Source organism: Neobittarella massiliensis (ex Bilen et al. 2018), from assembly GCF_900289145.1.
GTDB classification, from domain to species: Bacteria; Bacillota; Clostridia; order Oscillospirales; family Ruminococcaceae; genus Neobittarella; species Neobittarella massiliensis.
Genome location: NZ_OKQO01000007.1, coordinates 1 through 12,340, shown reverse-complemented (window position 1 = coordinate 12,340; position 12,340 = coordinate 1). Strand labels below are relative to the sequence as shown.

10 protein-coding genes are annotated in these 12,340 nt (G+C 60.5%); 8 read left to right on the top strand and 2 right to left on the bottom strand.

The genetic code is table 11. The features are described from left to right. Positions 1-246: 246 nt before the first annotated feature. Positions 247-1,902 carry a GGDEF domain-containing protein gene (locus C6Y32_RS10515; protein WP_105205225.1) on the top strand — a complete coding sequence of 552 codons (1,656 nt, stop codon included), beginning with the start codon at positions 247-249 and terminating at the stop codon, positions 1,900-1,902. 279 nt (positions 1,903-2,181) lie between these two features. Here C6Y32_RS10515 and C6Y32_RS10510 read toward each other — a convergent pair whose 3' ends face one another. After that, positions 2,182-3,180: a nucleoside hydrolase gene (locus C6Y32_RS10510; RefSeq protein WP_105205224.1), complete on the bottom strand. Its 999-nt coding sequence runs from the start codon at positions 3,178-3,180 to the stop codon at positions 2,182-2,184. Between the two features lie 227 nt (positions 3,181-3,407). Here C6Y32_RS10510 and C6Y32_RS10505 point away from each other — a divergent pair, with 227 nt between their 5' ends. The 7 genes from C6Y32_RS10505 to C6Y32_RS10480 all read left to right on the top strand — a co-directional run bounded on the left by C6Y32_RS10505 (position 3,408) and on the right by C6Y32_RS10480 (position 10,754). Next, positions 3,408-4,955 (top strand): FAD-dependent oxidoreductase, encoded by a 1,548-nt coding sequence (locus tag C6Y32_RS10505; protein WP_105205223.1) that lies wholly within the window; start codon positions 3,408-3,410, stop codon positions 4,953-4,955. A 138-nt stretch (positions 4,956-5,093) separates the two neighbouring features. Further along, positions 5,094-7,715, top strand: coding sequence for a valine--tRNA ligase (locus tag C6Y32_RS10500; protein ID WP_105205222.1), 2,622 nt, complete (start codon positions 5,094-5,096; stop codon positions 7,713-7,715). Positions 7,716-7,775: 60 nt separating this feature from the next. Beyond that, complete coding sequence (locus C6Y32_RS15400; RefSeq protein WP_164998228.1) at positions 7,776-7,937, top strand: hypothetical protein; 162 nt, start codon at positions 7,776-7,778, stop codon at positions 7,935-7,937. Further along, positions 7,931-9,226, top strand: coding sequence for a bifunctional folylpolyglutamate synthase/dihydrofolate synthase (locus C6Y32_RS10495; protein ID WP_105205221.1), 1,296 nt, complete (start codon positions 7,931-7,933; stop codon positions 9,224-9,226). Before C6Y32_RS15400 ends, C6Y32_RS10495 begins: the two co-directional genes overlap by 7 nt. A gap of 144 nt (positions 9,227-9,370) precedes the next feature. Beyond that, positions 9,371-9,673 carry an STAS domain-containing protein gene (locus C6Y32_RS10490; protein WP_105205220.1) on the top strand — a complete coding sequence of 101 codons (303 nt, stop codon included), beginning with the start codon at positions 9,371-9,373 and terminating at the stop codon, positions 9,671-9,673. Positions 9,674-9,682: 9 nt separating this feature from the next. Then, a complete protein-coding gene (gene spoIIAB / locus C6Y32_RS10485; RefSeq protein ID WP_105205219.1) occupies positions 9,683-10,117 on the top strand; it encodes an anti-sigma F factor in 435 nt (144 codons plus the stop codon). Beyond that, on the top strand, positions 10,089-10,754 hold the full coding sequence (locus C6Y32_RS10480; protein WP_105205218.1) for a sigma-70 family RNA polymerase sigma factor: 666 nt from the start codon (positions 10,089-10,091) through the stop codon (positions 10,752-10,754). Before spoIIAB ends, C6Y32_RS10480 begins: the two co-directional genes overlap by 29 nt. Positions 10,755-10,815: 61 nt before the next feature. Here C6Y32_RS10480 and metA read toward each other — a convergent pair whose 3' ends face one another. Further along, on the bottom strand, positions 10,816-11,745 hold the full coding sequence (metA, locus tag C6Y32_RS10475) for a homoserine O-acetyltransferase MetA (protein ID WP_105205217.1): 930 nt from the start codon (positions 11,743-11,745) through the stop codon (positions 10,816-10,818). Positions 11,746-12,340 lie beyond the last annotated feature (595 nt).

Here is a 12,340-nt window from a genome sequence, read left to right as displayed (position 1 = left end):
GGCGTGCGGACCGACGATAGTATGTGCCTCGATACACAGAATGTGAGAGCAGCCGCAGGGCGGCTCTTTTTTTATTGTTGGGGGGCAGGCAGTGGGCGGTAAGGCCTTATAATTCGACGGGTTACGGTATAGGGCCGTGCTAGACTAGACGGTATCGACTTTTGGTGCCTGGCGGACAGCGGGCGTGACACGGCTTTTGCCGCACGCCAGCGGTGTGCGCGCACTGCGCAGAGGAGCAGGAGACAGATGGATATGACGGGAGCGGGGGACCGGGCGCTGCTGGATGTACTGTGCCAGACGGCAGACGCAGTGTGGGAGATAGACCTGCCACGACAGACCGTACAGGTGTGGCAGGAGCTCGACGAGCGGCAGAAACCCTGTGTGCAGCTGCCGCTGGAACAGGCGCTGCAGAGGGCCGAGAGCCGGGTGAGCCCTGTAGACCGGCCGCGGTGGCGTGCGGTGTGGACACAGATACGAGATCGGGAAGACCCGGCCACTGGCGGTGGGGCAGAACTGCACTTTTTGCGCGGTACGGCGCAGTGCGGCGGCACAGTGCAGTGGCGGCGGTGCGCCGAGGGACATGTGTGGCTGACGGCGCGCTGCCGCGCCCCCGAGGCCGACAGCCGGCTAGAAGATGAGTGGCTGTGCCACCACTTTGGCGCGATGCCCCTGCCTGCCGGGGTAGTGAAGGTGCTTTTTGACCGGGAGGGGCACCCGGCAGACCTGCTGTTTTGCCGGGTGAACCTAGCCCTGTGTCAGCTGCTGGGACAAAAGGAGACCCGGCAGCTGGAACATCGGCCGCTGTTGGAGGTACTGCCGGAGGCCGATCTGCTCTGGCTGCGGATGTGCCACCGGGCCAACACGACGAAGCGGCCCCAGCACAGTGTGCGCTACAGCCAGCTTTTGCACCGCTACCTGGAGATATGGACCTACCCGCTGGACGGGGAGCGCTGTGGCTGCGTGCTGCAGGATGTGACCCGCGAGGTGGAGCAGGAGGGGCAGCTGAAAGAGAGCTGGCAGCGGCAGGCGCTGCTGCTCAAAAACACCACCGATGCAGTGTTCCAATACGACTTGGCCCGGCGGACGCTGTTCATGAGTGAAGGCGCTGCCCAATGGTGCCGGCCCCTGCCTACAGTGCCCGATATGCCTTGGGGCCTACTGGAGCGGGGCATGATCCAGCAGGCAGGGGCCGAGGCGCTGCGGCAGGTGATCGGTCACCTGGAGGCCGGTGGGGAGAGTGCCGGGTGTGATATTTTGGCCCGGCTGGCACCGGATGAGACATTTGGCTGGTACAATGTTACTTTTTGGCGCTACCGGGACCGGAATTCCGGTAGCTGGCAGGTGATGGGCTCTTTTAAAAATATACACCAGGAGGTGCTGCGGCGGGAGCAGCTGGAGCGCGCCGCGGCACAGGATCCGCTGACCGGCGTGTACAATGTGGCTACCGGGCGCCGGTTGGTAAAGCAGCAGTTGAAACAGCACCCAGGCGGCAACGGGCGCTACAATGCCCTGTTTATCATCGATCTGGACGACTTTAAGGGCATCAACGACAGCTGTGGACACCACACCGGAGATGCGGTGCTGCAGGAATTTGTGTGCGCGCTACAGCGGGCGTTTCGCAGCGGCGATATCGTGTACCGGTTGGGAGGCGACGAGTTTGCCGCCTTTATCGGCGATCTGCAGCGCCCCTACCGGGTGGTGGACCGTGTCAGCAGGCGCCTGCTGAACGACCTGAGCCGAGAGAACCGCTGTGGTGTTCCGGTGCGCGCCAGTATCGGTGTGTTTATCGGCTGTGGGCCACTGACTTATGAACAGTATTACAAAAATGCCGATCGGGCGCTGTACGCCGCCAAGGAGCGGGGGAAGAACCGGGTCGTGGTGGTGGAGGACAATCTGTTTTGAGAGACCGGACTCCAGCCCTGGCTCCCCAGCTCTCAGCCCAATACTGACTCGACATGAAAATAGAGAGCTATGAGCAGATACATAGAGGTACAGGCCAGAGGCCCGGTACACGCGATCGCACGTGCCGGGCCTCTGGCCTGTTATATGGAATAAAAATAAATAGGAGGCAATTTTTTATTGCGGTGCGGGCGAGAACACGGGCTTTGCTGATTTGAAGATAGAGCGGTGGCAGCGAGCGCCTGCCCGCATAAAAGCAGAGGTTGTATAGCGGCAGCCTCTCTACTTGCTGCGCTGCAGGGTCTCGACGAGCAGGTCGACATATTTTTCGCGGTCGGCGCTCAAGGCCACATAGCAGTTGGGGGGCAGCGCGTCGAGCCGGCCGTTAAAGATGTCAAAAATAGTCTGCCCGTAGGCCGCCCCGCCACCGCAGTCGATCTCGCAGTGGGCGTGGACTACGTCCTGCAGCACGGTGGGGTCGAGCAGGGCCATGACGCACAGCGGGTCGTGCAGGGGGGTGGCCAGCTCGTCGGTATCCACCATTTTTTGCCAGGTGGAGTAGCCCTTGATGCGCTGCTCGATCAAGCTGGCGCACACGTCGGAAGCCGGAGTGCCGATGGCGCGGATGCGGGCGGCATCATCGGCCAGCAGATAGGCTTTGTGAGTGGCGTCGAGCGGGACGAAGGTGATCTTTTTAAAACCGGCCGACAGCACCACTTGGGCGGCGTCGGGATCGAGCCAGACGTTCATCTCGCCCACGGCGCTCTTGTTGCCGATCTTGTAGCCGCCGCCCATGTACATGATCTCGTGTACCTTGTTTACGATCTTGGGCTGGATGGCCACCGCGTGGGCGATGTTGGTTAGCGGCCCCAGGGGCACCAGCGTGATCGAGTCGTCTTCGGCCTCCATCAGCGTTTTGACCAGCCAGGAGACAGCGTCTATCTCCTGCTCTTTGATGGTGGCCGGCGGGCACTGGTCGATAAAGTCGCCGTGGACACCGGCGTTGTTGGCCGGGCCGGAGCCGTCGCGCCGGGGATAGCCGGGCCGGCGTCCCAGCATGATGGAGATGTAGGTGTTGGCACAGCCGCGGTATACCGGCGTAGTGCCCCCCATCAGCTCGGAGATGCGCAGCGTGTTCTCGGTGGTGTAGTCGACACAGCGGTTGCCGTTGACGGTAGTGAGACCCAGCACCTCGAACTCGGGCCGCAGCAGAGCGCAGATAATGGCGACCGAATCGTCAGATCCGGTATCCACGTCTAAAATGAGCTTTCTCTTTTCCACAGGGGTGACCTCCTCTAGATCGTATCGTGTGCAGCTTTCTGTTTTCAGTATAGCTGGGTATCGGCGCGGAACAAGGACAACGGTCCCACAGGAAAAAGTTGAGAGGAAAGCACAAAAGTAAGCGGATATTTTTGGCAGAGTTTATGGACTGCCTGCTTGCCGGCCCGACCGATCGCCCATACTCAGCACAGATACAAACAGCCCGGACCGAAATGAGGGGGATATAGATGAACAGCTACTGGCAGTACGAGAGCCACCAATTGGGAGATGTAAATACCGGGGCCCGCAGAGGGCCGGTGCAGCGGGAACTGGCGGCCCAGTATATCGTGGTGGGCGGCGGTGTAGCCGGGCTCACGGCGGCGCTGCTCCTGGCGCAGAAAGGCAAACAGGTGCTGGTGCTGGAGACCGGCGCGGTGGGCAGCGGGGCCACCGGCCACAATACCGGCAAGGTGACGGCCCTGCACGGCGGTGACCTGCTCACGGTGTCGAGGGGCGGCCGTGCCCGCGCCCGCGCCTTTTACAGTCAGCTGCAGGCGGCCAAAGAGTGGATCGCCGCCACTGCCGTGCAACTGGAGCCGGGCCTTTATCACCGGATGAGCGATTACCTGTACACCCAACAGCCGGGCCAGGTGGGGCGGCTGCGGCAGTTGGCGGCACTCATCGGGGCGCTGGGCGGCGACTGCCAGCTCACCTCGTCGGTACCGGCACCGCTACCGATGGCTGCGGCGGTGGTACTGCCCGGCCAGGGGCAGATAAACCCCCGCCGCTATTGCCAACTGCTGGCGAAAGAGATCACCGGCCTGGGCGGCCAGGTCTATGAGGGGTGCCGGGCTATAGGGCTGCAGCGGGACGGAGCGCAGGTGCTTTTGCAGGTCGAGGGGGGCGGCACCGCCCGCGGCGAGCGGGTACTGGTGTGTACCCACTACCCGTTTTGGGAGGGGGATAAAGCGCAGTTTATGCGCCTATACCCCTACCGCTCCTACGCGGTTGCGGGTCACTGCCCGCTTGAGTTTAGCGGCAGCTATATACGGCTGGAAGGGCCGACACGCTCCTTGGTAAAGGTGCCGGGAACCGATATCCTGGTGCTGGCCGGCCAGAGCCACCGCACCGGGCAACAGGGGCCGGGTTACGGCGCCCTGCAGCGCTGGGGCAAAGAGCAGTTTCGCATGAGAGACGTCTTTTGGCAGTGGACGGCACAGGACTATGATACCGCCGACAAAATGCCTTATGTGGGCCGGCTGGATGGGGCTGACGGCCGGGTGCTGGCCGCTTTTGGCTTTAGCAAATGGGGCATGACCGGCGCCACGGCTGCTGCCCACCTGTTGGCCGAAGACTGTTTACAGGGCGGTGGACAGTACGGGCCGCTGGCGCTGGCGCGCCCAGCTTGGCGGCAGCAGGGCTTTTGGCGGGAGAACGCCGCCACCGGTGCAGCGGCTGTCAAGAGCCTTTTTTTCGATGGCGAGTGCCCGGGACGGCGGGGAAGAAGTGACGCTGCAGCCGGGGCTGCCCGCAAGGTGCGGGTGGTAAAGCTGGCGGGCAAGACCTACGGGCTGTACCGTGATGCCGGCGGCAGCTGGCAGGGGGTGCGCCTGAGGTGTACCCACATGGGCTGTAAATTGCGCTTTGACCTGACCGAGCAAACCTGGGAGTGCCCCTGCCACGGCTCGCGCTTTACGCTGGATGGGCAGGTGCTGCAGGGGGTGGCCAAGCGGCCACTGGAGCCCATAGACCCGCATATTTTAAAGCTGTACAGCGAAAAAGCGCGCCTTTTGTAGGGGGAAGTATTGACAAGGCCCCCGTCCTCTATCATAATAAAAAGACAGCGAGGCGGCGGGCCCGAGAGGCCCAGCCGCTATCCGTGTTTGGGCGGGTATGTACCGGCAAAGGCGGAGCAGAAAATAGGAGGAACACACATGGCAAAAGAGCTGGACAAAAAATACGACCCCAGTCAAGTCGAGGACCGCATCTACGACTTTTGGCTGTCTGGCGGGTATTTCCACGCCGAGATCGACCCCGATAAAAAACCGTATACCATCGTCATTCCGCCGCCGAACATCACCGGCCAGCTGCACATGGGCCACGCCTTAGATGAGACGCTGCAGGATATTCTCATCCGCTACAAGCGCATGCAGGGGTACAGCGCCCTGTGGATCCCCGGCACCGACCACGCCTCCATCGCCACCGAGGCCAAGATCGTGGCGGCGATGAAAGAGGAGGGGCTGTCTAAGGCCGACCTGGGCCGCGACGGCTTTTTAGAGCGCGCCTGGCAGTGGAAAGAGCAGTACGGCGGCCGCATCGTCGAGCAGCTCAAAAAATTGGGCTCCTCCTGCGACTGGGATCGCGAGCGCTTCACCCTGGATGAGGGGTGCTCGCAGGCGGTAAACGAGGTGTTTTGCCGGCTGTACGAAAAGGGGCTCATCTACCGGGGCGAGCGCATCGTCAACTGGTGCCCCAACTGCCAGACCTCCATCTCTGACGCCGAGGTGGAGTACGAGGAGCAGGACGGCCACTTCTGGCACATCCGCTACCCCTACGCCGACGGCAGCGGCGAGATGATCACCGCCCCCACCCGCCCCGAGACCATGCTGGGCGACACGGCGCTGGCGGTACACCCCGACGACGAGCGCTATGCCGCTATGGTGGGCAAAAAGGTGATACTGCCGCTGGTGGAGAAAGAGATCCCGGTGGTGGCCGACAGCTATGTGGACATGGAGTTCGGTACCGGCGTGGTGAAGATCACCCCCGCCCACGACCCCAACGACTTTGAGGTGGGGGCCCGCCACGACCTGCCCATCATCAACGTGATGAACGCCGACGGCACCATCAACGAGCTGGGCGGCAAGTATGCCGGCATGGACCGGTATGTGGCACGGAAAGCCATTGTGGCCGACCTGGAGGCTGGCGGCTATCTGGTGAAGATCGAGGATCACAAGCACAACGTGGGCGCCTGCTACCGCTGCGGCACCACGGTGGAGCCAATGACTTCGCAGCAGTGGTTCGTGAAGATGGAGCCGCTGGCAAAGCCCGCTATCGAGGCGGTGCGGTCGGGCGAGACCAAGTTCGTGCCTGCCCGCTTTGACAAGATCTACTACAACTGGATGGAGAACATCAAAGACTGGTGTATCTCCCGCCAGCTGTGGTGGGGACACCGCATCCCCGCCTATTACTGCGACGACTGCGGCGAGACGGTCGTCGCCAAAGAGGCCCCGGATCGCTGCCCCAAATGCGGCGGTAAACTGCGCCAGGACGAGGACACGCTGGACACCTGGTTCTCCTCGGCACTGTGGCCGTTTTCCACCCTGGGCTGGCCGGAAAAAACGGCTGATCTCGACTATTTCTTCCCCACCGATACGCTGGTCACCGGCTACGATATCATCTTCTTCTGGGTGGCGCGGATGATCTTCTCCTCCATCGAGCAGATGGGCGAGGTGCCGTTTAAGACGGTGTTCATCCACGGCCTGGTGCGCGACGCCCAGGGGCGCAAAATGTCTAAATCACTGGGTAACGGCATCGACCCGCTGGAGATCATCGACCAGTACGGCGCCGACGCGCTGCGGCTGACGCTGGCCACCGGCAACAGCCCCGGCAACGACATGCGCTTTTCCGACGACAAGGTAAAGGCCAGCCGCAACTTCGCTAACAAGGTGTGGAACGCCGCCCGCTTTATTCTCATGAATATGGACGGTACTGCCGACGAGTTGGGCCTGCCCGATACGCTGGAGATCGAGGACAAGTGGCTGCTGTCTAAATTTAACGATGTGGCAGCGCAGGTGACGGCCAACCTAGATAAGTACGAGCTGGGTATGGCGGTGACCAAGGTGCACGATTTCGTGTGGGACATCCTGTGCGACTGGTATATCGAGATCGTTAAGCTGCGGCTGGCTACCCCGGGCCAGACCAAGACCAATGCGCTGAAAGTGCTGTGTTACGTGTTCTCGGGAGCGCTGAAGCTGCTGCACCCGTTTATGCCCTACATCACCGAGGAGATCTACCAGGCACTGCCCCACGAGGGCCAGGCACTGGTGGTGGCTCAGTGGCCGAAATACGACGAGGCGCTGCACTTTGCTGAGGAGGAGGCCGCTTTTGAGAAGATCATGGGGGCTATCCGCGCCATCCGCAACCGGCGCAGCGAGCTGGGCGTACCGCCTTCCAAAAAGGCCAAGGTGTACATCGAGACCGCCGAGGTAGAGGTCTTTAAGAGCGGCGAGGAATTCTTTGGCCGCCTGGCCTCGGCCAGCGAGGTAGAGGTGGCGAGCAGCCTGCCGCTGGAGGGCATGGTGATGGCCATCACCGACGCGGCCAAGATCGGCATCCCCATGGACGAGCTGGTGGATAAAGAGAAGGAACGCGCCCGGCTGGAAAAAGAAAAGGCCGGATGCGAGCGCGAGATACAGATCGTCAGCGGCAAGCTGCAAAACGAGAGCTTTGTGGCCAAGGCACCGGAAAAGGTGGTAAACGCCGAGCGGGACAAGCTGGCACGCGCCCAGGAGAAACTAGCCAAGATCGAGGAGAGCCTGGCTGCTCTGGTATCATAAAAAAGAGGGGCGGAGAGCAGTTCTCCGCCCCTCTCTGTATAGAAGAGGGAGGGAATGACCGTGAAAAAGTGGCAGGGTTTCTTTTTCGCCACCTGGTTTATGATGTTGGGGGCGCTGCTTGGCTTTTTGCTGGCGCCGGTAAAGAAAGGTGTTGTGATCGGCAGCTATAACGACTGCCAAAAGTTGCCGGCGGACGACGGCGCGGCGGAGGAGCTGTGTTAGACTGGCGCCAGGCAGAGGCGTATGTGCAGGGGCGCGACCGCTTTGTCAAAAAGCCGGGCCTTGCGCGCATGCGCCAGCTGATGCACCGCCTGGGAGACCCGCAGGACAGACTGCGCTGCATACACATCGCCGGCACCAATGGCAAGGGTTCCACCACCGTGATGACTGCCGGTATCTTACAGGCGGCGGGCTACCGGGTGGGGATGAATATCTCACCCTACGTGCTGGAGTTCAGGGAGCGCTTTCAGGTAAATGGGCAGATGATTTCCCGCCAGGAGCTGGCACAGCTGGTGACCGAGATCAAGCGGGTGTGCGACGAGATGGAGGCCGCCGGCGACTACGTGACTGCCTTCGAGATCACTACCGCCATCGCCTTTTGCTGGTTTGCCCGGCAGGACCTGGACGTCGTCTGCTTGGAGGTGGGGCTGGGCGGCCGCTTTGACGCCACCAACGTCATCAGAGAGCCGCTGTGCTGCGCCATCACCTCCATCAGTCTGGATCACACCAAAATATTGGGGGACACGGTGGAGCAGATCGCCGCCGAGAAGTGCGGTATCTTAAAGCCGGGCCGCCCGGTGGTGTGTTACCCCGACCAGCCGGTGGGGGCGCTGCAAGTCATCTGCGCGCAGGCGGCGGCACAGGATTGTCCGCTGGTACTGCCGGACATGGCGGATATCCAGGTGCACAAGAGCGATCTGCTGGGCAACGACATAGCTTACCGCGGCCAGCAGCTGCGTATCCCATTTGGCGGGGCGCACCAGATAAAAAACGCGGCGGTGGTGCTGGCTGTTATCGAGCAGCTGCGGCAGCAGGGCTTTGAGATACCGCCGACGGCTGTGCAGCAGGGGCTGGCGGCGGCCAGGTTCCCCGCCCGGCTGGAGGTACTGGGCCAAAAGCCGCTGGTGGTGCTCGACGGGGCGCACAACCTCTCGGGCGCACAGGCGCTGTGCCGGGCGGTAGAAGCGGCGCAGCTGCCGCCCGGTGGGCGGCGCATTGCCGTAATGGGCATGTTAAACGACAAAGATGCCGCCGGTATCGCCGCTCTGGCCGGCCCACTGTTTGACGAGATCCTGCTGGTGGACATCCACAACAGCCGTGCGGTGAATAGCGAGCAGCTGGCCGCCATCTTTGCCGGCCACTGCCGCCAGGTGAGCAGCTGGCACCAACTGGACAGAGCCGTGCAGGCCGCCTTTGAGCGATCCGGTGCAGACGACCTGCTGGTGTTCTGCGGGTCTTTGTATCTGGCCTCGGAGGTGCGGGGCCTGCTGGTGGCCCGGCAGAAAAAATAGCGAGAGCGCCGGTATTCGGCAAAATATTTTAAAGCGACCCTCTACTATAGTCGGTAGAGGGTCGCTTCTTTTTTTGTTTGGCAAAAATAGGACAGGCAGTGCTGGCTGCCAGGCCCGGATGACAGAAAGGAACGGAGAGCGCATATGCATGTACACATAGAGGGCGACGAGGTGCTCACCTGCTATCTGCAGGGTGAGATCGACCACCACAGCGCCGCCTATTTTCGCGATACCATCGACCGCCAGATCGAGCGCAAGCAGCCCAAAGTGGTGATACTGGATTTTTCTGACGTGGGGTTTATGGACTCGTCGGGCGTGGGGCTGTGCATGGGCCGCTACCGGCTGCTCGCGCAGACCGGCGCCGAGCTGCGGGTACAGGGGGCCGGCGGCAACATCCGGCGGGTATTTCTGCTGTCGGGCCTTAACAAGCTGATGAGCATCGATTAGGAGGATTTGATGAAAGCGATCAACGAGATGAAGCTGACCTTTGAGAGCCGGTCGGCCAACGAGGGGTTTGCCCGGGTGGCGGTCTCGGCCTTTGTGGCCCAGCTGGACCCCACCGTGGAGGAGATAAGCGACATAAAGACCGCCGTCAGCGAGGCGGTGACCAACAGCATCGTGCACGGGTACAAAGACCAGATCGGCAGAGTGTACATATCGGCCCGCATCTATGCCGACAGTGTCGTGCGCCTGACTATTCGCGACACTGGTTGCGGCATCGAGGATGTGCAAAAGGCGGTGGAGCCACTCTACACCACCTGCGAGACGGGAGAGCGCGCCGGTATGGGCTTTGCGGTGATGGAGGCGTTTACCGACAAGATGAGAGTGAGAAGTACGCCCGGAAAGGGGACGACGGTCTATCTTGAAAAGAGGATCCGTTCAAAGGGATGACTTTATTGCGCAGAATATGGGGTTGGTGCACGCCTGCGCCGGCCGGTTCCGCGGCCGCGGCGTGGAGTACGACGACCTGTTTCAGGCCGGGTGCATGGGGCTGGTAAAGGCCTGTGACGGCTTTGACCCCGGCCGGGGTTTTAAATTCTCCACCTATGCCGTGCCGGTGATATTGGGGGAGATCAAGCGGCTGTTTCGCGACGGCGGCGCGGTAAAGGTGAGCCGTTCGCTGAAAGAGACCTCGATGAAGGTGGCCCGCGAGCGGGAAAAGCTGGCCCACCAAAAGGGGTGCGAACCCACCGTGACCGAACTGGCCCAGGCACTGGAGCTGGACGAGGAAAAGGTGGTGGAGGCCATCGGCGTATACAATCCCACGATATCGCTGACGGCCACCGACGAGAGCGGCCAGGTCATCGATATCCCCGTACACTCGATAGAAGAAGAGGTGGGGGATCTCATCTCGCTCAAAGAGGTGGTGGACAAGCTGGAGCCGGTGGAGCGGCAGATCATCGTGCTGCGCTACTTCCAGGAAAAGACGCAGGCCGATGTGGGCAGTACGCTGGGCATGACCCAGGTGCAGGTATCGCGGCGGGAAAAGAAGATCCTCACCCGCATGAAAGATCTCCTGTCCAGGTGATATCCTTAAAAAGACAGCAAAAAGCGCTCTGTGCCGTGTATAGGCACAGAGCGCTTGATCACTATATCTCCAGCTGGCGCAGCTGCTGCAGGTCGTAGGGGGTCTGCTGGTACACAAAGTAGTTGAGCCAGTTGGTGTAGAGCAGGCTGCCAGCTGCACGCCACACAAAGGGAATCTCCCCCTCGGGGTCGTCGCCGTCAAAGTAGTTTTGCGGCAGCGCGATCGCAAGCCCCTGCTCCCGGTCGCGAAAGTACTCGCCGGCCAAAGTGGTGCGGTCGTATTCCGAGTGGCCGGTGACGAAGAACTGGCGCCCGTTTTTGCTGGCCACGATGTGCACGCCCGCCTCGGACGACCAGGTCAGCAGTTCCAGCCCCGGCTCAGCATCGATATCTTCCCGTAAAATAGTGGTGTGGCGGGAGTGGGGGGCATAAAAGTACTCGTCAAAGCCGGTGAGCAGCGGATGGCTGGGGGCGAGCACCTTGTGCCGAAATACGCCAAACATCTTTTGCGGCAGCGGTACCTTGCCGATACCGTAGTGGTAGTACAGACCGGCTTGCGCCCCCCAGCAGATGTGGAAGGTGGAGTACACGTGGGATTTTGACCACTCCATGATCTCGCAGAGTTCTGGCCAGTAGTTTACCTCCTCAAACTCCATCTGCTCCACCGGGGCGCCGGTGATGATCATGCCGTCAAAGCGCTGGTCTTTGATGTCGTCGAAGGTCTTATAGAATTTGAGCAGGTGGTCGCCGGGCGTATTCTTAGAAGTATAGGTGGCGGTTTGCACCAACTCCACGTCTACCTGAATAGGGGAGTTAGAGAGCACCCGCAGCAGTTGAGTTTCGGTCTCGATCTTTTTTGGCATCAGGTTGAGGATGGCGATCTTAAGGGGACGTATATCCTGCGAACAGGCTCGCTCCTGCGACATGATGAAAATGTTTTCGGAGATGAGCGTCTGTACCGCCGGCAGTGAAGCGGGTATATTGATGGGCACGGGATCACTTCTTTCTATATATAGGGAACTCAAGGGGCCATACGCGGCTCCGTATGGGAGCAAGTATAGCAAAAAACAAAACCACTGGCAATAGAAGCACAGTACAGTTATCCAGATAGTAGATAAATGAGCCCCAAATGGGGCATGTAACGGGGCTTGATTTTACTTTGCGTATAAGCGGTCAAAAAAGTTTGCTCTCTTGCAAAAAAGATGTAAAAAAGGCGTTGACAGGTGGTAAGGGGTGTGGTAATATAAACAAGCTGTCAGCGACAGAGGGTCAAGAAAACGGCCTAACAGTCAGGTTTGTCGGCAGGGGCGAAAAGCTCCGGCGAAAAAACATCTCAAAAAGGTGTTGACAAACTGGCGGTCGCATGATAGAATAGGGAACAGCGCTAAACGAGGCGCTGGACCACACGGACCTTGAAAATTGAACAATACTAAAGCTTGAACGGAACCCAAGATTCTAGGTTTCTAGATAAAGAAATCATTCAAGTAATTTTAAACGTTAGAGTTTGAAATGAGCTAGATTTGGACAGGCGTGAGTCTGTTTAGATACAACTATGATAAAGAGTTTGATCCTGGCTCAGGACGAACG